Consider the following 21466-nt stretch of genomic DNA (forward strand, 5'->3'; position numbering starts at 1 on the left):
CAAGTATGTGTTGGGTCGAGCACCGAACGTTCCCACGCAAAACCCGCGCGGCGCGGGCAGGGTGCGGGGCTCACCGCAGAGCGGCGGAATCGAGACCGGAAGGAGGTTGCGAGCAGGGTGGGTGGACGATTCGCATCTGGCTCAACAGGGCTCGCCTTGGGCGAGTCACCGAGTGCTTGCCGGCTCGTGGATGCCGTCGATTGCACTGCGCTGGCCGATACGTGAAACGCTTCCCCGTCCCTCAGGACAACTTCGTTCCAGTCGCAATCTCGTCGAGCTGCCTTGTGGGCTTAACAACACGGAGCGCTCCTTACGGGTGGCGAGGGAGCGATCCGGAGACCCCGTTCTCAGGGCCCCTGATTAGCGGGAGCGAGGCCATCATGCGACTGGCGAAAATGTTCGTCAACCGTTTTTGTAGTGTTTTTTCGAGGCTACTACATAAGTAGTAGAGTGACCGTGCGGTCACTCTGCGCGGGCCTTTCAGTCGATCACGTCGACCTTCACGCGCAAGGTCATGTCGTCGCGGCCCTGGGTCGAATAGCGCCGGGCAATGCCGCGCTGATCGGCCTGACTTTCCTCGACGCTGCCGCCGATGCTGATCCATTCGCCGACGCGACCGCTGACCCGGGTGTCGGCGCCCTGGATGTCGATCACGCCGGGTTGCGTCTGGCTGAGGCGGTCGCGGTTGCTGCTGATGTCGATATGCACGATATCGCCGCTGAGGCTGGCGGTGACGTAGAAACCGCGGGTGACGTCGCGGTATTCGGTGTTGTTGTAGACCTGGCCATAGGGGCCACGGCTGCTGCTGGTGATCGGCACGCTCTGACCGACCTGGATCAGTGCCGGGGAGCCTTCGCTGGCCTGCACCTGCTGGGTGCCGCCGCCACGGCTATCGGTGCTGCGGCGGATGATGCGTGCCTGATCGCGGCCGTCTGTTTCGCCGCGACCGATCTCCACGCGTCCGCTGCCCGCGCTGATGCTGCCGTCGACCCCATAGCCGCGATCGCTACGGTAACTGGCCTCGCTGCTGTCGACGCTGATCAGCAGGCGTTTGGGCTGGGTGTCCAGCTGCTGGAGCAGGGCGCGTACCTCCTCGATCTTGGCCGCCGGAGCATTGACGATCAGCTGATTGCCGTAAGGGCTGACACGCCCTTCGCTGCCGAGCACCGACTGCACGATCGGCAGCACGTCGGCAGCCATCCGGTAGTTGAGCGCAATCACCTCGGTCGCGGCGTTCGCCGAAAGGCTGAAGGCGAGCAGGGTGGCGCTAAGCAGGACGCGCGATTTCATAGCAGAAAGCTCCGCAAATCAGGGTCGGTGATACTGGTGTCCCAGGCCTGGTCGAACTGCCGCCGCAGCTGGCGTACCCGGGCCGGATCGCTGTACTTGGCGTAACCGGCGAACTGGGCCGGTTCCGGGCGCAGCAGCAGGCCCTGTTCGTCGGCCAGCAGAAAGGCGCCGTCGACGTCCGGGTAGTCCGGGTGGCAGCGGCGGATCTGCAGGTTGCTCGACAGGCGCCGCGACAGCGTCACCAGGCGGTGGCCTTCCCTGACCGCGCGCCTGGCATCCTTGACCAGGATGCGCAGGCGATTGTTCGGGCTGCCCAGCAGAAAGCGGCTGCAGGCCTGCTGCACACTGCTGTGGTGATAGAGCCAGGGTTCCAGGTCGGGACTGTACAGGCACAGGCTGCGGCGGGCCTGCTGGAGCAGGGCGAGCGCATGGGCGCGGGCCTGTTCGGCGAGGCTGAAGCGCTGCAAGGCCTGCTCCGCGCCGAGGACGAATGGCGCCGGTTCCCAGGCCGCCGGTTGCGGGCGCTGATCGGGCGGATTGTGCAGGGTGAAGCGTCCAGGGGACTGGAAGTCGATGGCGGCGAGCGCGTGCTCGTCGTCGAGGGGAATATCTGCGCTGTCTTCTTCGTTCATGCCGACCTCCGACCGCCTGCGCGGTCGTGCTGAAGCGTCAACAGCCCCTACTAGTTGTTTGGTCCCGGAATCAGGATCGCCTGTAGGAGCGTCGCCCCCGGCGCAATGCGATGGCGGCCATGCTGCAAAACGATTCGCCGCGAGCTCGCGGCGCCTACACGAATGTGGCCATGCTGCCGCTTATTTGCTGAATCCCGTGTAGATACCGTGCGACCGACATTTGACCGGTGTCGCGACACTAGCGGCTGCTGCGTACCATGTCGACATGGGGGATCCCGGCCTCCAGGTACTCGTCACTGATCACAGTAAAGCCCAGCTTTTCATAGAACGGCGTCGCCTGCACCTGGGCGCTGAGCATTTGCTGACGCAGGCCACGCTTCTCGGCCTCGGCGATGACCGCCCGCAACAGGGCTTCGCCGACTTTCAGGCCGCGCCAGTCCTTGAGCACCGACACGCGGCCGATGTGCCCGTCGCTGAGCAGGCGCGCGGTGCCGATCGGGTAATCGCCTTCGCAGGCGAGAAAATGCACGGCATCGCTGTCTTCGGCATCCCATTCCAGCTCGGGCGGCACTGCCTGTTCGGCGACGAATACCGTTTCGCGGATGCGCCGCAGTTCGTCGTAATCCTTGTGCCAGTCGGCGATGCGTACGTGCAACTCATTCATCGGCAAACTCCAGGCTCCCTTGTCTGGCCAGTTCGAGCAGCAGATTACGCGCTTCGTCGCCGGACAGCCATGGGCCGAGGTTTTCCAAGTGCAGGGCGTCCGCCGAGCAGATCAGCTTGAGCAGTTCGCGCAGGTCGGCGGACAGCAGGCGGCTCTGGCCACTGGCGAACAGGACCAGGTCTGCGCCGACCTCGGACCAGGCCAGACGGGCGCTGGGGTTGCGGATCAGCACGGCGCCTTCCTCGAGGGTCTCGAGGAAGCCGTCTTCATCGATATCGATGCCGGCGATCAGTTCCGGGTAGCGCGGTTCGGTCATGAACTGGCCGAACCAGGTCATCAGCAGGCGCTCGTCGCCCATGTGCTCGCTGAGCAGCGCCTTGAGGCGATCGAGGGCGTCGCGCTGGATCTGGTGCGGGTCGCTGGTCGGCTGTGCGTCGGCGTCGCTGTAGCGCTGTTCTTCTGGGAGGAACTGGCCGAGAAAATCGGTGAAATGGGTCAGTACTTCAGCGGCGCTGGGGGCGCGGAAGCCCACGGAATAGGTCATGCAATCGTCCTCGGCGGTACCACAGTGGGCCAGGAGCGGCGGCAGATAGAGCATATCGCCGGGCTCGAGCACCCATTCTTCGGTTTTATCGAACTGGGCGAGGATCTTCAGATCCACGTCCTGCAGCAGGGGGCTATCGGAGTCGCACATCTGGCCGATCTGCCAGCGGCGCCGGCCGTAGCCCTGCAGGAGAAACACATCGTAGTGATCGAAATGCGGGCCGACGCCACCGCCTGGTGTGGCGAAGCTGACCATCACATCGTCGATCCGCCACTTGGGCAGGAACTTGAACGATTCCATCAGCTCGGCCACGTCGGGAACGAACTGATCGACGGCCTGTACCAGCAGGGTCCAGTCGCGCTCCGGCAACTGGCTGAAGGTCTCTTCGGCAAACGGGCCGCGGCGCACTTCCCAGGGCGTTTCGCCGTGTTCGAGCACCAGCCGCGACTCGACTTCCTCCTCGAGGGCCAGGCCGGCCAGTTCGTCAGGCGAGATCGGGCTCTCGAAGGCGGGAATGGCCTGACGCACCAGCAGGGGCTTCTTCTGCCAGTAATCGCGCAGGAACTCGCGTGCGCTCAGGCCACCCAATAGTTGAAGAGGGGCATCAGGATTCATCTATAAGTCCTTGATATTGATTGGTACGCGCAAAAAGAAACGCCCGGCTTCAGCCGGGCGTCCGTGGCGGCCAGGGGCGCTTCAGATGCGCTTGGCCTGGGCCACCGCATTACCGATGTAGTTGGCCGGGGTCAGCTGCTTGAGCTCTTCCTTGGCTGGCTGCGGCATGTCGAGGCCGTCGATGAATGCCAGCAGGGCTTGCGGGCTGATGCCCTTGCCGCGCGTCAGCTCCTTGAGCTTCTCGTAGGGGTTGTCGATGGCATAGCGGCGCATGACCGTCTGAATCGGCTCGGCCAGCACTTCCCAGCAGGCATCCAGATCATCAGCAATTCGTTGAGCATTGAGCTCCAACTTGCTGATTCCCTTGAGACTTGCTTCATAGGCGATGACGCTATGGGCAAAACCGACACCGAGGTTGCGCAGTACGGTGGAGTCGGTCAGGTCGCGCTGCCAGCGGGAAATCGGCAGCTTGCTGGCCAGGTGCTGGAACAGGGCGTTGGCGATACCGAGGTTGCCTTCGGAGTTCTCGAAGTCGATCGGGTTGACCTTGTGCGGCATGGTCGAGGAGCCGATTTCGCCGGCGACGGTCTTCTGCTTGAAGTAGCCGAGGGAGATATAGCCCCAGATATCCCGATCGAAATCGATGAGGATGGTATTGAAGCGGGCGATGGCGTCGAACAGTTCGGCGATGTAGTCGTGGGGCTCGATCTGCGTGGTATAGGGGTTCCACTGCAGGCCCAGGTCGTTCTCGATGAACTGGCGGGCGTTGGCTTCCCAGTCGATCTGCGGGTAGGCCGACAGGTGGGCGTTGTAGTTGCCCACCGCGCCATTGATCTTGCCCAGCAGCGGTACGGCCGCGACCTGATTGATCTGCCGCTCGAGGCGATAGACCACGTTGGCCAGTTCCTTGCCCAGGGTCGTCGGCGAGGCCGGCTGGCCATGGGTGCGCGAGAGCATCGGCACGTCGGCGAATCTGACCGCCAGCTCGCGGATGGCCGCGGCGATCTGGCGCATCAGCGGCAGCAGCACGCCATCGCGCCCTTCACGCAGCATCAGGGCGTGGGACAGGTTGTTGATGTCCTCGCTGGTGCAGGCGAAGTGGATGAACTCGCTGACCTTGTCCAGCTCCGGCAGCTTGGCCGCCTGCTCCTTGAGCAGGTATTCCACGGCCTTGACGTCATGGTTGGTGGTGCGCTCGATGTGCTTGACGCGCTCGGCATGCTCGACGGCGAAATCGTCCGCCAGTTCGTTGAGCACGGTCTGGGCCTCGGCGGAGAAGGGCGCGACCTCGGCCACGCCGTCATGGGCGGCAAGGCGCTGCAGCCAGCGAACCTCGACCAGCACGCGGAAGCGGATCAGGCCGTATTCGCTGAAAATGGGGCGCAGGGCGCTGGTTTTGCCGGCATAGCGGCCATCTACGGGGGAAACCGCGGTGAGCGAGGAAAGCTGCATGGGAGGCGTTCTCGGACAGTCGGCGTTGAAAAGGGCGCGTATTATACATGAAGCGGCAAGCCTCAAGCTGCAAGCTTCAAGCAAAAGCTGCAGGCAGTTCGAGCACGGGCCTTCGATTAAAAGCGCTGGAGGCTGGAAGGCTGAACGACAAGCTTTTTCGTCCAGCATTCACACCTTCTTCGTTGTTTAGCCGCGCAGCATCGGGTACAGCTCCTTGAGCAGCTTGCGCCGGCTGAACACCAGTTGCCAGCGATGCCCGCCCAGTTGCCGCCACAGGCGCGCGGCGCGAATGCCGCTGAGCAGCAGGGCGCGGATCTTCGAGGCATTGCTGGGCTGCTGCAGGTGACGGCTGTCGCCCTGTACCTGAATACGCTGGCGGAAGGTGCTGATGGTGTCCTGGTACAGGGCACCACAGGAGGAGATCACGTTCTCGTGCGCCGGGCCGAAATGCTCGACCTGCTGCTGGATCTGGTCGAGGCGGCTGCCCATCAGTTGCAGCAGATCGTCACGCTTGGCCAACTGTCGCTCCAGGCCGAGCAGGGCCAGGGCATAGCGCAGCGGTTCGCGCTGCAGGGTGGTCGGGTCGCGCTCCAGGGCGCTGACCAGGGCGCGATAGCCATCGCGCAGGTTGAGGTCGTCGCCACCGTAGACGTCCAGCGTGCTCTGCGGGTCGCGGATCAACAGGCTGCCGAGCATGCAGGTCACCTCGGGCTCGCTTGCCTGGCCGCTCTTGGCGACCTTGTCGACCAGTACCGCTGCCTGGAAAACCGCGCCCAGGGCGATCAGCTGTTCCTGTGTCGGAGTCATAGGCATAGGGTGTTGTCCTTGTCGTACCAGGGTTCAGCCGTTTCGATGACGCCGCCGCCCAGGCAGATTTCACCATCGTAGAACACTACCGACTGGCCCGGCGTGACGGCGCGCTGCGGCTCGACGAAGGTAGCGCGATAGCCGTCCGCGGTGCGTTCGAGGGTGCAGGCCTGATCGCTCTGCCGGTAGCGCACCTTGGCCGTCAGTTGGCGCGGCGCATCCAGCTGGATCGGGTTGACCCAGTAGATCTCCGAAGCGAGCAGGGCGCGGGAAAACAGCCAGGGATGGTCGTTGCCCTGGCCGACCACCAGCACGTTGCGCTCGAGATCCTTGTGCAGCACGTACCAGGGTTCGTCGCTCGCATCCTTCATGCCGCCGATACCCAGCCCCTGGCGCTGGCCGATGGTGTGGTACATCAGGCCGTGGTGGCGGCCGATGACCTCGCCCCCGGTGGTTTCGATATCGCCTGGCTGCGCCGGCAGGTACTGCTTGAGAAAATCGCTGAAGCGGCGCTCGCCGATGAAGCAGATGCCGGTCGAGTCTTTCTTCTTCGCGGTGGCCAGGTCGTATTGCTCGGCGAGCGCGCGCACCTGGGGCTTTTCCAGTTCGCCGACCGGAAACAGCGTCCTGGCGATCTGTTCGCCGCCCACGGCGTGCAGGAAATAGCTCTGATCCTTGTTCGGGTCCAGGCCCTTGAGCAGTTCGGTGCGACCATCACCATCGCGCCGACGCACGTAATGGCCGGTGGCGATCAGATCGGCACCGAGCATCAGGGCGTAGTCGAGGAAGGCCTTGAACTTGATCTCGCGGTTGCACAGGATGTCCGGGTTCGGCGTGCGACCGGCCTTGTATTCGGCGAGAAAGTGCTCGAACACGTTATCCCAGTATTCGGCGGCGAAGTTGGCGGTATGCAGCTTGATGCCAATGCGGTCGCACACCGCCTGCGCATCGGCCAGGTCGTCCATGGCGGTGCAGTAATCGGTGCCGTCGTCTTCGTCCCAGTTCTTCATGAACAGGCCTTCGACCTGATAGCCCTGTTCGAGCAGCAGCAGGGCCGATACGGATGAGTCGACGCCGCCGGACATGCCGACGATAACGCGCTGGGTAGCTGGATCTTGCATGGGATGGCTATGCACAGGCTTCAAAGGGACGGGATTCTAGCAGGATGAGGGGGCTGGCGCGATCCGGGCCTGGCGCTGCGCTCATTCGCGGATCAGGGCGAGGGGAAAGCGCTCGCCGCGCAGGTAGTCGTCCAGGCAGCGCAGCACCAGCTCGCTGCGCAGGCGCCCGGCCTGGGCCCGCAGTTCGTCGCGGCTCAGCCAGTGGATACCGACGATGTCCTCGTCCAGCGCGCGCTGTGGGTGATGCCGCAGCAGGCTGGCGGTGAAGCAGACACGCTGGTAGGTCACGCCATTGCTGGGCGCGGTATAGAGGTAGATGCCGGTGACCCCGGTCAGCTCGACGTCGCAGCCGGTTTCTTCGAGGGTTTCGCGTAGCGCGGCCTGGCGCAGGCTTTCCCCGGCCTCCAGGTGTCCGGCAGGCTGGTTGAGCACCAGGCGGCCGCCCTCGAGTTCCTCGACGAACAGAAAGCGCCCCTGATGTTCCACCAGGGTCGCGACGGTGACATGTGCGTACCAGTCCATAGAGTTCTCTCAGGAATATCGGGTAACCCACTGATTTATATTGGCCTGCAGGATAGAGCTGGGCCGCCTAGGTGCTGACCCACCGGCAATTGATGGGTTGCCACCGATCCTGCGGGATTCAACAATAAGCGCAGAATTGCCAGACTCGTGTAGGAGCCGCGACCTCGCGGCGAATCGTGACCATACCGCGACTTCTGCAGTATGGCCGCCATCGCATCGCGCCGGGGTCGACGCTCCTACGTGCGAACCCAGACTGCGAACGCAAGGAGCAAGACGGCTGCATCGTCAGAAACGACGACCCCGGCACAGGGCCGGGGTCGTCGGATTACCTCAGCTGTTCAGCTCAGGCCAGTGTCGCCAGGGCGGCGTTGAAGGTCTCGCTGGGGCGCATGACCTTGCTGGTCAGCTCCGGGTCGGGATGGTAGTAACCGCCGATATCCGCCGGCTTGCCCTGTATCGCGCCCAGCTCGGCAACGATTTTCGCTTCGTTGTCGGCCAGGGCCTTGGCCAGTGGCGCGAATTGCGCCTGCAGGGCGGCGTCTTCGTTCTGTGCTGCCAGGGCCTGGGCCCAATACAGCGTCAGATAGAAGTGGCTGCCGCGGTTGTCGATGCCGCCGACCTTGCGCGCCGGCGACTTGTCGCTGTCGAGGAACTGGCCGGTGGCCGCATCCAGGGTCTTGCTCAGCACCAGGGCCTTGGGGTTGCCATAGGCATTGCCCAGGTGCTCGAGGGAGGCCGCCAGGGCGAGGAACTCACCGAGCGAATCCCAGCGCAGGAAGTTTTCCTCGACCAGTTGCTGCACGTGCTTGGGCGCCGAGCCGCCGGCGCCGGTTTCGAACAGGCCGCCGCCGCTCATCAGCGGTACGATCGAGAGCATCTTGGCACTGGTGCCCAGCTCCATGATCGGAAACAGGTCGGTCAGGTAGTCGCGCAGCACGTTGCCGGTCACCGAGATGGTGTCCTTGCCTTCGCGGATGCGGGCCAGGGAGAAGCGAATGGCGTCGACCGGGGAGAGGATGCGGATGTCCAGGCCCGAGGTGTCGTGATCCTTCAGGTAGCGTTGCACCTTCTCGATCATCACGCCGTCGTGGGCGCGGGCCGGATCCAGCCAGAACACCGCCGGGGTGGCGCTGGCGCGAGCGCGGTTGACGGCCAGCTTGACCCAGTCCTGGATCGGCGCGTCCTTGGTCTGGCACATGCGCCAGATGTCGCCGGCCTCGACGTCCTGCTGCATCAGCAACTGGCCTTTGCCGTCGGTCACGCGCACCACGCCGTCGGCCTGGATCTGGAAGGTCTTGTCGTGGGAGCCGTACTCTTCGGCCTTCTGCGCCATCAGGCCGACGTTGGCCACGCTGCCCATGGTGGTCGGGTCGAAGGCGCCGTGCTGCTTGCAGTCGTCGATGGTGGCCTGGTAGATGCCGGCGTAGCAGCGATCCGGAATCACCGCCTTGGTGTCGTGCAGTTGGCCGTCGGCGCCCCACATCTTGCCCGAGTCGCGGATCATGGCCGGCATCGAGGCGTCGACGATGACGTCGCTCGGCACGTGCAGGTTGGTGATGCCCTTGTCGGAGTTGACCATGGCCAGCGGTGCGCGCTCGGCGTACACGGCCTGGATGTCGGCTTCGATCTCGGCCTGCTTGTCGGCCGGCAGGCTCTTGATGCGGGCGTACAGGTCGCCGATGCCGTTGTTCAGGTTGAAGCCGACCTCCTGCAGCACGCTGGCGTGCTTGTCGAGGGCGGCCTTGTAGTACTCGGCGACGATCTGGCCGAACATGATCGGGTCGGAGACCTTCATCATGGTGGCTTTCAGGTGCACCGACAGCAGCACGCCCTGTTTCTTGGCGTCTTCGATCTCGGCGGCGATGAAGCGGCGCAGCGCCTTGGTGCTCATCACCGAGCAGTCGAGGATCTCGCCAGCCAGCACGGCGGTTTTTTCTTTCAGAACGGTGCTGCTGCCGTCCGCGGCGATCAGCTCGATCTTCACGCTGCCATCGGCGTCGATCAGCGTGGCTTTCTCGCTGCCGTAGAAGTCGCCACTGTTCATGTGGGCGACGTGGGATTTGGAGTCGGCGCTCCAGGCGCCCATCTTGTGCGGGTGTTTCTTGGCGTAGTTCTTCACCGACAGCGGCGCGCGGCGATCGGAGTTGCCTTCGCGCAGTACCGGGTTCACGGCGCTGCCCTTGATCTTGTCGTAACGGCTGCGGATCTCACGGGCCGACTCGCTGTCGGCCGTTTCCGGGTAGTCGGGCAGGGCGTAGCCCTTTTCCTGCAGCTCCTTGATCGCGGCTTTCAGTTGCGGAACCGATGCGCTGATGTTGGGGAGCTTGACGATGTTGGCTTCCGGCGTGGTCGCCAGGTTGCCCAGTTCGGCCAGGTGGTCGGACTGCTTCTGAGCGTCGCTCAGGGATTCGGGGAAGCTTGCCAGGATCCGGCCGGCCAGGGAGATATCGCGGGTTTCGACGGCGATGTCCGAGGAGGCGGTGAAGGCCTTGATGATCGGAAGCAGGGAGTAGGTCGCAAGTGCGGGGGCTTCGTCAGTGAAGGTGTAGATAATCTTCGAGCGTGTGGTCATGGTTGATTTAACTCTCTTTTGCTGAACTTGCACAAAACCTGACGCGGAGGGAGAAGGCGAACGGCCTTCCCGCGGGCATCAATGAGTGTGAATTCGAAGTTCCATCTCGATGATGTTGAGTGTCGCGGTCGACTGGTGGCGGTAGCGGATCGCCTCGAAAGGTCGACTCGACGGGCACTGGAAGTCTCGTTGCAGACCAATGCGCCTTTATGACTACTCAGTCAGCGCCAAGTATACCAAACCAACGGCCTGTGGCATTCATCAAGTTGCTCCGTCAATAACGCCGAATGGCCATTCATCCGGTCAAATGCATGATTTTCGGGGCCATCTGCACCGTTTTCGCGGTTTCCCGCTGGCTCTCGCAGGCATGGCCGGGCCACTGTTTACAGCTATCCGCCCGTCAATACGACGATGGTCTGCCGCCATCCGTTGCCCGGCGCGGCGGGACGCCGACGGTGGCGCCATCGGGCGGACTCGGCGTGCCCTGCTAATCTTTTCCTCGATACGCCGGGGCGTATCAGGACGCCAACCATTTCGAGAGCGGAGTCAAGCATGGGCTATCACAAGATCCAGGTGCCAGCGACCGGCGAAAAAATCACCGTCAATGCCGACATGTCCCTCAACGTACCCGACAATCCGATCATCCCCTACATCGAAGGCGATGGCATCGGCGTGGACATCAGTCCGGTCATGATCAAGGTCGTCGATGCGGCCGTGCACAAGGCCTATGGCGGCAAGCGCAAGATTTCCTGGATGGAGGTCTACGCCGGCGAAAAGGCCACCCAGGTCTACGACCAGGACACCTGGCTGCCCAAGGAAACGCTCGAGGCGGTGCGTGATTACGTGGTCTCGATCAAGGGGCCGCTGACCACGCCGGTCGGTGGCGGCATCCGCTCGCTCAACGTGGCGCTGCGCCAGGAGCTCGACCTGTATGTCTGCCTGCGTCCGGTGCGCTGGTTCGAGGGCGTGCCCAGCCCGGTGAAGAAGCCGGGCGATGTCGACATGACCATCTTTCGCGAGAATTCCGAAGACATTTACGCCGGTATCGAATGGAAGGCCGGCTCGCCGGAGGCGACCAAGGTCATCAGGTTCCTCAAGGAGGAGATGGGCGTGACCAAGATCCGCTTCGACCAGGACTGCGGCATCGGGATCAAGCCGGTTTCCAGGGAGGGTACGCAGCGCCTAGTGCGCAAGGCGCTGCAGTACGTGGTGGACAACGACCGGGATTCGCTGACCCTGGTGCACAAGGGCAACATCATGAAGTTCACCGAGGGCGCCTTCAAGGAGTGGGGCTACGAGATCGCCCGGGATGAATTCGGCGCCCAACTGCTCGATGGCGGGCCTTGGATGCAGTTCAGCAACCCCAGGAGCGGTAAGCAGGTCATCGTCAAGGACGCCATCGCCGACGCCATGCTCCAGCAGATCCTGCTGCGTCCGGCCGAATACGACGTCATCGCCACGCTGAACCTCAACGGCGACTACCTTTCCGATGCCCTGGCCGCCGAGGTGGGCGGTATCGGTATCGCGCCGGGGGCCAACCTGTCCGATAGCGTGGCGATGTTCGAGGCGACCCACGGCACCGCGCCGAAATACGCGGGCAAGGATCAGGTCAATCCGGGGTCGGTGATCCTGTCGGCGGAGATGATGCTGCGTCACATGGGCTGGCTGGAGGCCGCCGACCTGATCATCAAGGGCACCAACGGCGCCATTTCGGCAAAAACCGTGACCTACGACTTCGAGCGCCTGATGGACGGCGCCACGCTACTCTCCTGCTCGGCCTTCGGCGATGCGCTGATCTCGCACATGTGAGCGTTGCCGGAACGAAAACGAAAAAGCCGGTCTCGCGACCGGCTTCCTGGGTTCAGCGGAGTGTGTCAGGCCTCGACGGTTTCCCCCCGGGTTCTGACGGTCGCAGGGGCGGCAGTCTCGGCCTGGGCCGCACTGATATTCACCGCATGCAGCCCCTTGGGGCCTTGAATAATATCGAAGCTGACGGCCTGCCCGGCTTTCAGGGTCTTGTACCCGTCCATCTGGATAGCCGAGTAATGGGCGAACAGGTCCTCATCTCGGCCGTCGGCCAGGATGAATCCATAGCCCTTGGCGTTGTTGAACCACTTGACCTTACCACTTAGCATACTGATATCCCTCTGCAAAGGACTCCATCGCTGGAGTATCATCCACTTAGATTCCACGCTCACCGCGATCGATTCGTCTGAGCGCAAGCCCTTTCACCCCGTGCGGGTATCCTTTGGTTGTAACACCCTTTTGCCGATAGTCAAGGCGGCGCACGAAGCAGCGATAAACGGGTCAGACTCAGTATCCCCATCCACTCAGCCAAGAACCTTTATTCCAGCATGCATGCAAGTAGCCAGATTCGACTAACATTCAATCAGGATCGACCGGCACCGCATGAGGATGACTCCTCAGGGCTTGCCGTGGAGGAATCCAAGCCGATACTTCAGGCACCTCCGCTCTACAAGGTGGTCTTATTCAATGACGACTACACCCCGATGGATTTCGTGGTCGAGGTGCTCGAGATGTTTTTCAATCTCAACCGCGAGGTGGCGACCAGGATCATGTTGACCGTCCATACCGAAGGTCGCGCCGTATGCGGGCTGTACACCCGCGACATCGCCGAGACCAAGGCTACGCAGGTCAACCAGTACGCGAGAGAAAGCCAGCATCCATTACTCTGTGAGATCGAGAAGGACGGTTAGCGCCGGCCACTTGGGCATGAGGTGAAGCTATGTTAAATCGAGAGCTCGAAGTCACCCTCAATCTGGCCTTCAAGGAGGCTCGTACCAAGCGTCATGAATTCATGACGGTTGAGCACCTCCTGCTGGCTCTATTGGATAATGAAGCCGCGGCCAGCGTGTTGCGCGCCTGCGGCGCCAACCTCGACAAGTTGCGCAACGATCTGCAGGAGTTCATCGACTCCACCACACCGCTGATTCCCCAGCACGACGAAGAGCGCGAAACCCAGCCGACCCTCGGCTTCCAGCGGGTGCTGCAGCGTGCGGTGTTCCACGTGCAGAGTTCCGGCAAGCGCGAGGTGACCGGGGCCAACGTGCTGGTGGCGATCTTCAGCGAGCAGGAGAGCCAGGCGGTGTTCTTGCTCAAGCAGCAGAGCGTGGCGCGCATCGACGTGGTCAATTTCATTGCCCACGGCATTTCCAAGGTGCCGGGCCAGGCCGGTCAGGCGGAAACCGAACAGGAAATGCAGGATGAGGAGGGGGGCGAATCCTCGACCTCCGGCAACCCGCTGGATGCCTATGCCAGCAACCTGAACGAACAGGCGCGCCAGGGCCGTATCGACCCGCTGGTCGGGCGCGAGCACGAGGTCGAGCGCGTTGCCCAGATCCTCGCCCGGCGGCGCAAGAACAACCCGCTGCTGGTCGGCGAGGCCGGCGTCGGCAAGACCGCCATCGCCGAGGGCCTGGCCAAGCGTATCGTCGACAACCAGGTGCCCGACCTGCTGGCCGACAGCGTGGTCTATTCCCTGGATCTCGGCGCCTTGCTGGCCGGTACCAAATACCGCGGCGACTTCGAGAAACGCCTCAAGGCGTTGCTCACCGAGCTGCGCAAGCGGCCCCATGCCATCCTGTTCATCGACGAGATCCACACCATCATCGGTGCCGGCGCTGCGTCGGGCGGGGTCATGGATGCCTCCAACCTGCTCAAGCCGGCGTTGTCCTCGGGCGAAATCCGTTGCATCGGCTCGACCACCTTCCAGGAGTTCCGCGGCATCTTCGAGAAGGATCGCGCCCTGGCGCGGCGCTTCCAGAAGGTCGATGTCACGGAGCCCTCGGTCGACGACACCATCGGCATCCTCAAGGGCCTCAAGGGGCGTTTCGAGCAGCACCATGGCATCGAATACACGGATGAGGCGCTGCGTGCCGCCGCCGAACTGGCCTCGCGCTACATCAACGACCGCCATATGCCGGACAAGGCCATCGACGTCATCGACGAGGCCGGCGCCTACCAGCGTCTGCAGCCCGAGGAAAAGCGCGTCAAATGCATCGACGTGGCCCAGGTCGAGGACATCGTCGCCAAGATCGCGCGCATCCCGCCAAAACACGTCAGCAGCTCCGACAAGGAACTGCTGCGCAACCTGGAGCGCGATCTCAAGCTGACCGTGTTCGGCCAGGACGCCGCCATCGACTCCCTGGCGACCGCCATCAAGCTGTCCCGTGCCGGCCTCAAGGCGCCGGACAAGCCAGTGGGTTCGTTCCTCTTCGCCGGGCCCACGGGGGTCGGCAAGACCGAGGCGGCACGTCAGTTGTCCAAGGCCCTGGGGGTGGAACTGGTGCGCTTCGACATGTCCGAGTACATGGAGCGGCACACTGTGTCACGCCTGATCGGTGCGCCGCCGGGCTATGTCGGCTTCGACCAGGGCGGCCTGCTCACCGAGGCCATCACCAAGCAACCGCATTGCGTGCTGCTGCTCGACGAGATCGAGAAGGCCCACCCGGAAGTCTTCAACCTGCTGCTGCAGGTCATGGACCACGGCACCCTGACCGACAACAACGGGCGCAAGGCGGACTTCCGCAACGTCATCCTGATCATGACCACCAATGCCGGCGCCGAGACCGCGGCCCGGGCGTCCATCGGCTTCACCTATCAGGATCATTCTTCCGATGCCATGGAAGTGATCAAGAAGAGCTTCACGCCCGAGTTCCGCAATCGTCTGGACACCATCATCCAGTTCGGTCGCCTGAGCCACGACGTGATCAAGAGCATCGTCGACAAGTTCCTCACCGAGCTGCAGGCGCAGCTCGAGGACAAGCGCGTCATGCTCGAGGTCAGCGACGCCGCACGCGACTGGCTGGCGGAGCAGGGCTACGACGTGCAGATGGGCGCGCGGCCGATGTCGCGCCTGATCCAGGATCGCATCAAGCGGCCGCTGGCCGAGGAAATCCTGTTTGGTGAGCTTTCCGAGCATGGCGGCACCGTGCATGTGGACATCGAAGACGGCGAACTGACGTTCGACTTCGAAACCACGGCGGAAATGGCCTGAAGCCGGGCGCCGTAAGGCGCCCATGCAGATACGCAAACGCCCGGCACGAGCCGGGCGTTTGCGTTGGCGCTGGGCAGGTCGGGAAAGGCGCTGCCTTTCCTGCCTGTCAGCGGGCGCGGTAGGTGATGCGACCCTTGCTCAGGTCGTAAGGCGTCAGCTCTACGCGAACCTTGTCGCCAGTCAGAATGCGGATGTAGTTCTTGCGCATCTTTCCGGAGATGTGCGCGGTAACGACGTGCCCGTTTTCCAACTCCACGCGAAACATGGTGTTGGGCAGGGTGTCGACGACAGTGCCTTCCATTTCGAAGCTGTCTTCTTTCGACATGCAGTAAAGCCCTCGGTATCCAATGAATGGCCCGGCGCAACTGGCCCCAGGCAAAAGCGGCGTGCATTGTGCCCGAAAATCGGGGTTGACGCCAAGGGTCTGTTCCTGTTTCGGCGCAAGCCGAAGGGGCGGGCTGAGGAGCAACAGGCCCTGGGGCTTCAGGTCAGCATGACCCAGCGCTGATTGACGAACAGCTCGATGGGGCGGTATTGCGTCTTGTAATTCATTTTCCGGCAGTTCTTGATCCAGTAGCCCAGATAGACCGCCTGCAGGTCCAGCCTGAGCGCTTCGCCGATCTGCCAGAGGATGGCGAAGCGGCCCAGGCTGCGCCGCTCCTCTTCCGGTTCGTAGAAGGTGTAGACCGCCGACAGGCCGTTGGGCAGCACGTCGGTCACGGCAATGGCCAGCAGCCGATCCTGCTCGCGGAATTCGTAGAAGCGGGCGAACGGCAGATCGCGCACCAGAAAGGTGGAGAACTGCTCGCGGCTTGGCGGGTACATGTCGCCATCGGCGTGGCGTTGCTCGATGTAGCGGACGTAGAGGGCGTAATACTCTTCGCTGAAGACTGGCTTGACCGCACGCACCTGGATCGACTGGTTGCGCGCGAGGATGCGCCGCTGCTGACGGTTGGGGCTGAACTGGCGGGCCGGGATGCGCGCAGGCACGCAGGCATTGCAACGCTGGCAATGCGGGCGGTAGAGGTGGTCGCCACTGCGCCGGAAGCCCATTTCCGACAGCTCGGCGTAAACCTGCGCATCCATGGGCTGGCTAGGGTCGAGAAACAGGGTGGTGGCCTGTTCGTCGGGCAGATAGCTGCAGGGATGGGGCTGCGTGGCGTAGAACTTCAGGCGAGCCAGCTCGGTCATGATCGACTCCCGGGGTAAGCCTTCGCTCAGTGTATGCCAGGCTGCCGAGATCGACTAGGCGACCTGTCGCGGCGGTGAGCCCGGAGTGGGTGTCAGCTCTGCCAATCCGCCTGGCTGGGCCGATCCAGGAAGCGTTGCAGGTATCCGGCGAACTCGTCGCGCGGGATCGGGCGGGCGCCGAAGCTGTGCAGGTGCTGGGTGGGCATCTGGCAGTCGATGAGCTCGAAGCCCCAGCGCGCCAGGTGCTCGACCAGGGTCACGAAGCCGACCTTGGAGGCATTGTCGGCGCGGCTGAACATCGACTCACCGAAGAACAGCCTGCCCATGGCCAGGCCGTAGAGCCCGCCAACCAGGCGCTCCTGCTGCCAGACCTCGACGCTGTGGGCGATGCCGCGTCGGTGCAGTTCGATATAGGCCTGCTGCATCGGCGTGGTGATCCAGGTGCCGTCGGCATAGTCGCGCGGCGCCGCACAGGCCTGGATGACCTCGACGAAGGCCGTGTCGAAGGTCGTTCGGTAGTGCCCCTGGCGCAGCACCTTGCGCAGGCTGCGCGATACGTGCAATTCGCCCGGCAGCAGCACGGTGCGCGGATCGGGCGACCACCAGAGGATCGGCTGGCCGTCCTGGTACCAGGGAAAGCAGCCATGCCGGTAGGCCTGGACCAGGCGTTCGGCGCGCAGGTCGCCACCGGCGGCGAGCAGGCCGTTGGGCTCGCGCAGCGCCTTGTCGAGCGGCGGAAAGGTCAGCGAATCGCGTTGCAACCAGGTCAGCATGGGCGGAACCGCGGCAGGGGAGGGCGGGACGGACCCCGCCCGGAGTCGATCAGATGTCGTCGAGGAACTTCTCGACGTCCAGTGCCGCCATGCAGCCGGCGCCGGCCGAGGTGATGGCCTGGCGGTAGACGTGATCGGCCACGTCACCCGCGGCGAAGACGCCCTCGATGCTGGTGGCGGTGGCATTGCCTTCGTTGCCGCCCTTGACCAGCAGATAGCCATCACGCATTTCCAGCTGGCCCTGGAACAGGTCGGTGTTGGGCTTGTGACCGATGGCGATGAACACTCCGGCCAGGGGCAGGTCGACGCTGCTGTTGTCCAGGGTGTTGCGCAGGCGGGCGCCGGTCACCCCGCTAGCGTCGCCCAGCACTTCTTCCAGGGTGTGGTTCCAGTGCAGGCGGACGTTGCCGTTGGCCGCTTTCTCGAACAGTTTGTCCTGCAGGATCTTCTCCGAGCGCAGCTTGTCGCGGCGATGGATCAGGTGCACTTCCCGGGCGATGTTGGACAGGTACAGGGCTTCTTCGACCGCCGTGTTGCCGCCGCCGATCACCGCCACCACCTGGTTGCGGTAAAAGAAGCCGTCGCAGGTGGCGCAGGCGGAAACGCCCTTGCCGGCGAAGGCGTCTTCGGACGGCAGGCCGAGGTATTGCGCCGAGGCGCCCGTGGCGATGATCAGCGCATCGCAGCTGTAGGTGCCGCTGTCGCCCTTGAGGGTGAAGGGACGGCGCTGCAACTCCGCGGTGTGGATATGGTCGTAGATGATCTCGGTTTCGAAACGCTCGGCGTGTTTCTGCATGCGTTCCATCAGGGCCGGGCCGGTCAGCCCCTCGACGTCACCGGGCCAGTTGTCCACTTCTGTGGTGGTGGTGAGTTGGCCGCCGGGCTGGATGCCGGTGATGATGACAGGCTTCAGGTTGGCGCGAGCGGCATAGACGGCGGCGCTGTAACCGGCAGGGCCGGAGCCCAGGATGATCAGGCGGGAATGCTTGACTTCGCTCATAAAAACACCTCATAAGCCTTTGTCACAAAAGAGAATGCATGCTCAAATTGAGCCGCACGCAGGAACAGTGGCCGATATGCTACACCGAAGCACGGGACAAGCGGGAGCCGGCCAAGCAGAGCGCTTCCCATGGCTGCCCCGGCATGGCGTACAATATCGACGTTTTCGCCCTCAACCGATCATTCGGCGCGCCATGGGCGCAGGAACAGATGCGTTTTGAAGAACTCTAGCTCTACAGCACCGGCGCCGGCCTGGCGCCAGCAATTGCCCTCCCGGCTCAAGGAAGGCGCGCTGATCGCCCTCGGCGCCCTGTGCCTGTACCTGTGGATGGCGCTGCTCACCTATGACCCGGCCGACCCGGGCTGGACCCACACCAGCAACGTCGAGCAGGTGCACAATGCCGCCGGGCGTGCCGGCGCCTGGTTCGCCGATGTGCTGTTCATGGCCCTCGGCTATTTCGCCTACCTGTTCCCGCTGCTGCTGGGGCTCAAGGCCCTGCAGGTGTTCCGGGCCCGCCACGAGCCCTGGCACTGGAGCGGCTGGCTGTTTTCCTGGCGCCTGATCGGCCTGGTGTTCCTGGTCCTGTCGGGGGCCGCGCTGGCCTACATCCATTTCCATGCCGGCACCGGCATGCCGGCCTCGGCCGGTGGCGCACTGGGCGAGAGCCTGGGGCAACTGGCGGTCGCCGCGCTGAACGTGCAGGGCAGTACCCTGGTGTTCATCGCCCTGTTCCTGTTCGGCCTGACGGTGTTCACCGACCTGTCCTGGTTCAAGGTCATGGACCTGACCGGCAAGATCACCCTGGATCTGCTCGAACTGATGCAGAGCCTGGTCAACCGCTGGTGGAATGCCCGCCTGGAGCGCAAGCAACTGGTCGCGCAACTGCGCGAGGTGGATGATCGGGTCAACGAAGTCGCCGCACCGGTGGTGCGCGATCGCCGCGAGCAGGCCAAGGTCAAGGAGCGCCTGATAGAACGCGAACAGGCGCTGAGCAAGCACATGAGCGAGCGCGAGAGCCGGCCTGCGCCGGTGATCACACCGCCTGCCGCGCCCAGGTCGGTGGAGCCGAGCAAGCGTGTGCAGAAGGAGAAACAGGTGCCGCTGTTCGTCGACAGCGCCGTGGAGGGCACCCTGCCGCCGATTTCCATTCTCGACCCGGCGGAAGCGAAGAAAGTCGCCTATTCGCCCGAATCGCTGGCCGGTGTCGGCCATCTGCTGGAGATCAAGCTCAAGGAGTTCGGGGTCGAGGTGTCGGTCGACTCGATCCATCCCGGCCCGGTGATCACCCGTTACGAGATCCAGCCGGCCGCCGGCGTCAAGGTCAGCCGCATCGCCAACCTGGCCAAGGATCTGGCGCGCTCGCTGGCGGTGACCAGCGTGCGGGTGGTCGAGGTGATTCCGGGCAAGACCACCGTGGGCATCGAGATTCCCAACGAAGACCGGCAGATCGTGCGCTTCTCCGAAGTGCTGTCGTCGAGCGAATACGACGAAGCCAAATCGCCGGTGACTCTGGCCCTGGGCCACGATATCGGCGGCAAGCCGGTGATCACCGACCTGGCCAAGATGCCGCACCTGCTGGTCGCCGGTACCACCGGCTCGGGCAAGTCGGTGGGCGTGAACGCGATGATCCTGTCGATTCTGTTCAAGTCCAGCCCGGAAGACGCCAAGCTGATCATGATCGACCCGAAAATGCTCGAGCTGTCGATCTACGAAGGCATTCCGCACCTGCTGTGCCCGGTGGTCACCGACATGAAGGAAGCGGCCAACGCCCTGCGCTGGAGCGTCGCCGAGATGGAGCGCCGCTACAAGCTGATGTCGAAGATGGGCGTGCGCAACCTGGCGGGCTTCAACCGCAAGATCAAGGACGCCATCGAAGACGGCACGCCGATCGCCGATCCGCTGTACAAGCGCGAGAGCATGGAGGACGAGGCGCCGCTGCTCAAACCGCTGCCGACCATCGTGGTCGTGGTCGACGAATTCGCCGACATGATGATGATCGTCGGCAAGAAGGTCGAAGAACTGATCGCGCGCATCGCGCAGAAGGCGCGGGCGGCGGGCATCCACCTGATCCTCGCCACCCAGCGGCCGTCGGTGGACGTGATCACCGGCCTGATCAAGGCCAACATCCCGACCCGCATGGCCTTCCAGGTGTCGAGCAAGATCGATTCGCGCACCATCATCGACCAGGGCGGTGCCGAGCAACTGCTCGGCCACGGCGACATGCTGTACATGCCGCCGGGTACCAGTCTGCCGATCCGCGTGCATGGCGCCTTCGTCTCCGACGAGGAGGTGCACCGCGTGGTCGAGGCCTGGAAGCTGCGCGGCGCACCGGATTACAACGAGGACATCCTCGCCGGCGTGGAAGAGGCCGGTAGCGGTTTCGAGGGCAGCAGCGGCGAGGGCGGCGACGACAGCGAGGACGATCCGCTGTACGACGAAGCGGTGAACTTCGTGCTGGAAAGCCGCCGCGCGTCCATCTCGGCGGTGCAGCGCAAGCTGAAGATCGGCTACAACCGGGCCGCCCGCATGATCGAAGCCATGGAAATGGCTGGCGTGGTCACCTCGATGAATACCAATGGTTCGCGTGAAGTGATAGCCCCCGGGCCGAGCCGCGACTAATACCTGAAAGAGGATTCCCATGCGTCTGATTCGCCTGTTGTTGCTCGCCACGCTGAGCGTGACCAGCCTGTTCGCCCATGCCGATGACGAGGCGGCCGTGCAGCGCCTGACCCAACTGCTCAACCAGGCGCAGACCATCACCGCGCGGTTTTCCCAGCTGACCCTGGACGGCAGCGGCACCCAGCTGCAGGAAACCGCCGGCGAACTGGCCCTCAAGCGCCCCGGGCTGTTCCGCTGGCACACCGACGAGCCGATGGAGCAGTTGCTGGTCTCCAATGGCGAAAAGGTCTGGCTGTACGACCCGGATCTCGAGCAGGTGACCATCCAGACCCTCGACCAGCGCCTGACCCACACCCCGGCGCTGCTGCTCTCCGGCGATGTGTCGCAGATCCGCGAGAACTTCGAGATCAGCTACAAGGAAGGCGGCAGCGTGGTCGACTTCATCCTCAAGCCGAAATCCAGGGACACCCTGTTCGACAGCCTGCGCCTGTCCTTCCGCAGCGGCGTGCTCAACGACATGCAACTGATCGACAGCATCGGCCAGCGCACCAATATCCTGTTCCTCAGCGTGAAGATGAACGACGCCCTGGATGACAAGCAGTTCAGCTTCGACATTCCCGAAGGCGCCGACGTCATCCAAGAGTAGG

General features: G+C 63.6%; 20 protein-coding genes. 6 read left to right on the forward strand and 14 right to left on the reverse strand.

The window, feature by feature from the left end; all coding sequences use genetic code 11:
* Positions 1 to 480: 480 nt before the first annotated feature.
* From DNK34_RS00325 to DNK34_RS00365, 9 genes are all read right to left on the reverse strand, one after another.
* The gene (locus tag DNK34_RS00325; RefSeq protein WP_131176488.1) at positions 481 to 1290 is read right to left on the reverse strand and encodes a secretin N-terminal domain-containing protein; all 810 of its coding nucleotides are present in this window, start codon (positions 1288 to 1290) and stop codon (positions 481 to 483) included.
* Entirely contained in the window at positions 1287 to 1922 is a 636-nt protein-coding gene (locus DNK34_RS00330) for a DUF7931 domain-containing protein (RefSeq protein ID WP_131176489.1), read from the reverse strand. Before DNK34_RS00330 ends, DNK34_RS00325 begins: the two co-directional genes overlap by 4 nt.
* A gap of 238 nt (positions 1923 to 2160) precedes the next feature.
* Entirely contained in the window at positions 2161 to 2586 is a 426-nt protein-coding gene (locus DNK34_RS00335; protein ID WP_131176490.1) for a GNAT family N-acetyltransferase, read from the reverse strand.
* Entirely contained in the window at positions 2579 to 3745 is a 1167-nt protein-coding gene (locus tag DNK34_RS00340; RefSeq protein ID WP_131176491.1) for a ribosomal protein uL16 3-hydroxylase, read from the reverse strand. The genes DNK34_RS00335 and DNK34_RS00340 overlap by 8 nt, the downstream gene beginning before the upstream one ends.
* Before the next feature lie 81 nt (positions 3746 to 3826).
* Positions 3827 to 5197 (reverse strand): adenylosuccinate lyase, encoded by a 1371-nt coding sequence (gene purB, locus DNK34_RS00345; protein ID WP_131176492.1) that lies wholly within the window; start codon positions 5195 to 5197, stop codon positions 3827 to 3829.
* Between the two features lie 186 nt (positions 5198 to 5383).
* Positions 5384 to 6004: a high frequency lysogenization protein HflD gene (hflD, locus tag DNK34_RS00350; RefSeq protein ID WP_131176493.1), complete on the reverse strand. Its 621-nt coding sequence runs from the start codon at positions 6002 to 6004 to the stop codon at positions 5384 to 5386.
* Positions 6001 to 7125: a tRNA 2-thiouridine(34) synthase MnmA gene (gene mnmA / locus DNK34_RS00355; protein ID WP_131176494.1), complete on the reverse strand. Its 1125-nt coding sequence runs from the start codon at positions 7123 to 7125 to the stop codon at positions 6001 to 6003. The genes hflD and mnmA overlap by 4 nt, the downstream gene beginning before the upstream one ends.
* Positions 7126 to 7206: 81 nt before the next feature.
* Positions 7207 to 7647, reverse strand: coding sequence for an NUDIX hydrolase (locus DNK34_RS00360; RefSeq protein WP_131176495.1), 441 nt, complete (start codon positions 7645 to 7647; stop codon positions 7207 to 7209).
* Positions 7648 to 7990: 343 nt separating this feature from the next.
* Positions 7991 to 10219 carry an NADP-dependent isocitrate dehydrogenase gene (locus DNK34_RS00365; protein WP_131176496.1) on the reverse strand — a complete coding sequence of 743 codons (2229 nt, stop codon included), beginning with the start codon at positions 10217 to 10219 and terminating at the stop codon, positions 7991 to 7993.
* Positions 10220 to 10771: 552 nt separating this feature from the next.
* Between DNK34_RS00365 and icd the strand changes: the two genes are divergently transcribed.
* The gene (gene icd, locus DNK34_RS00370; RefSeq protein WP_131176497.1) at positions 10772 to 12028 is read left to right on the forward strand and encodes an NADP-dependent isocitrate dehydrogenase; all 1257 of its coding nucleotides are present in this window, start codon (positions 10772 to 10774) and stop codon (positions 12026 to 12028) included.
* A gap of 65 nt (positions 12029 to 12093) precedes the next feature.
* Here the strand turns inward: icd and cspD are convergent, their stop codons facing one another.
* Positions 12094 to 12354, reverse strand: coding sequence for a cold shock domain-containing protein CspD (gene cspD / locus DNK34_RS00375; RefSeq protein WP_131176498.1), 261 nt, complete (start codon positions 12352 to 12354; stop codon positions 12094 to 12096).
* A gap of 219 nt (positions 12355 to 12573) precedes the next feature.
* Between cspD and clpS the strand changes: the two genes are divergently transcribed.
* Both clpS and clpA read left to right on the forward strand, forming a co-directional pair.
* The gene (clpS, locus tag DNK34_RS00380; RefSeq protein WP_131176499.1) at positions 12574 to 12936 is read left to right on the forward strand and encodes an ATP-dependent Clp protease adapter ClpS; all 363 of its coding nucleotides are present in this window, start codon (positions 12574 to 12576) and stop codon (positions 12934 to 12936) included.
* Between the two features lie 29 nt (positions 12937 to 12965).
* Positions 12966 to 15236: an ATP-dependent Clp protease ATP-binding subunit ClpA gene (gene clpA / locus DNK34_RS00385; protein WP_131176500.1), complete on the forward strand. Its 2271-nt coding sequence runs from the start codon at positions 12966 to 12968 to the stop codon at positions 15234 to 15236.
* Positions 15237 to 15342: 106 nt separating this feature from the next.
* On the opposite strand, the gene infA is transcribed toward clpA, so the two are convergent.
* From infA to trxB, 4 genes are all read right to left on the reverse strand, one after another.
* Entirely contained in the window at positions 15343 to 15561 is a 219-nt protein-coding gene (gene infA, locus DNK34_RS00390) for a translation initiation factor IF-1 (RefSeq protein WP_002553999.1), read from the reverse strand.
* Positions 15562 to 15719: 158 nt separating this feature from the next.
* Entirely contained in the window at positions 15720 to 16427 is a 708-nt protein-coding gene (locus DNK34_RS00395) for an arginyltransferase (RefSeq protein ID WP_131176501.1), read from the reverse strand.
* Positions 16428 to 16519: 92 nt separating this feature from the next.
* Positions 16520 to 17200 (reverse strand): leucyl/phenylalanyl-tRNA--protein transferase, encoded by a 681-nt coding sequence (gene aat / locus DNK34_RS00400; protein ID WP_131176502.1) that lies wholly within the window; start codon positions 17198 to 17200, stop codon positions 16520 to 16522.
* A gap of 49 nt (positions 17201 to 17249) precedes the next feature.
* Positions 17250 to 18200 carry a thioredoxin-disulfide reductase gene (gene trxB / locus DNK34_RS00405; RefSeq protein WP_131176503.1) on the reverse strand — a complete coding sequence of 317 codons (951 nt, stop codon included), beginning with the start codon at positions 18198 to 18200 and terminating at the stop codon, positions 17250 to 17252.
* 38 nt (positions 18201 to 18238) lie between these two features.
* Between trxB and DNK34_RS00410 the strand changes: the two genes are divergently transcribed.
* From DNK34_RS00410 to lolA, 3 genes are read left to right on the forward strand one after another with little or no spacing between them, the layout of a single operon-like run.
* Entirely contained in the window at positions 18239 to 18430 is a 192-nt protein-coding gene (locus DNK34_RS00410; RefSeq protein ID WP_131176504.1) for a hypothetical protein, read from the forward strand.
* Complete coding sequence (ftsK, locus tag DNK34_RS00415) at positions 18417 to 20819, forward strand: DNA translocase FtsK (RefSeq protein ID WP_131176505.1); 2403 nt, start codon at positions 18417 to 18419, stop codon at positions 20817 to 20819. The genes DNK34_RS00410 and ftsK overlap by 14 nt, the downstream gene beginning before the upstream one ends.
* Positions 20820 to 20838: 19 nt before the next feature.
* Positions 20839 to 21465 carry an outer membrane lipoprotein periplasmic chaperone LolA gene (lolA, locus tag DNK34_RS00420; RefSeq protein WP_131176506.1) on the forward strand — a complete coding sequence of 209 codons (627 nt, stop codon included), beginning with the start codon at positions 20839 to 20841 and terminating at the stop codon, positions 21463 to 21465.
* Position 21466: the final 1 nt, after the last annotated feature.

The sequence above is a fragment of the Phytopseudomonas dryadis genome, from assembly GCF_004327355.1.
GTDB lineage: Bacteria > Pseudomonadota > Gammaproteobacteria > Pseudomonadales > Pseudomonadaceae > Aquipseudomonas > Aquipseudomonas dryadis.

Coding starts and splice junctions, on each gene's coding strand:
- DNK34_RS00360 (WP_131176495.1), bottom strand. CDS start 7,647: ATGGACTGGTACGCACATGTCACCGTCGCGACCCTGGTGGAACATCAG.
- DNK34_RS00365 (WP_131176496.1), bottom strand. CDS start 10,219: ATGACCACACGCTCGAAGATTATCTACACCTTCACTGACGAAGCCCCC.
- DNK34_RS00340 (WP_131176491.1), bottom strand. CDS start 3,745: ATGAATCCTGATGCCCCTCTTCAACTATTGGGTGGCCTGAGCGCACGC.
- aat (WP_131176502.1), bottom strand. CDS start 17,200: ATGCTGACCTGGTTGCAACGCGATTCGCTGACCTTTCCGCCGCTCGAC.
- purB (WP_131176492.1), bottom strand. CDS start 5,197: ATGCAGCTTTCCTCGCTCACCGCGGTTTCCCCCGTAGATGGCCGCTAT.
- DNK34_RS00410 (WP_131176504.1), top strand. CDS start 18,239: ATGCTCAAATTGAGCCGCACGCAGGAACAGTGGCCGATATGCTACACC.
- icd (WP_131176497.1), top strand. CDS start 10,772: ATGGGCTATCACAAGATCCAGGTGCCAGCGACCGGCGAAAAAATCACC.
- clpS (WP_131176499.1), top strand. CDS start 12,574: ATGCATGCAAGTAGCCAGATTCGACTAACATTCAATCAGGATCGACCG.
- DNK34_RS00395 (WP_131176501.1), bottom strand. CDS start 16,427: ATGACCGAGCTGGCTCGCCTGAAGTTCTACGCCACGCAGCCCCATCCC.
- trxB (WP_131176503.1), bottom strand. CDS start 18,200: ATGAGCGAAGTCAAGCATTCCCGCCTGATCATCCTGGGCTCCGGCCCT.
- DNK34_RS00330 (WP_131176489.1), bottom strand. CDS start 1,922: ATGAACGAAGAAGACAGCGCAGATATTCCCCTCGACGACGAGCACGCG.
- DNK34_RS00325 (WP_131176488.1), bottom strand. CDS start 1,290: ATGAAATCGCGCGTCCTGCTTAGCGCCACCCTGCTCGCCTTCAGCCTT.
- clpA (WP_131176500.1), top strand. CDS start 12,966: ATGTTAAATCGAGAGCTCGAAGTCACCCTCAATCTGGCCTTCAAGGAG.
- hflD (WP_131176493.1), bottom strand. CDS start 6,004: ATGACTCCGACACAGGAACAGCTGATCGCCCTGGGCGCGGTTTTCCAG.
- cspD (WP_131176498.1), bottom strand. CDS start 12,354: ATGCTAAGTGGTAAGGTCAAGTGGTTCAACAACGCCAAGGGCTATGGA.
- mnmA (WP_131176494.1), bottom strand. CDS start 7,125: ATGCAAGATCCAGCTACCCAGCGCGTTATCGTCGGCATGTCCGGCGGC.
- DNK34_RS00335 (WP_131176490.1), bottom strand. CDS start 2,586: ATGAATGAGTTGCACGTACGCATCGCCGACTGGCACAAGGATTACGAC.
- infA (WP_002553999.1), bottom strand. CDS start 15,561: ATGTCGAAAGAAGACAGCTTCGAAATGGAAGGCACTGTCGTCGACACC.
- lolA (WP_131176506.1), top strand. CDS start 20,839: ATGCGTCTGATTCGCCTGTTGTTGCTCGCCACGCTGAGCGTGACCAGC.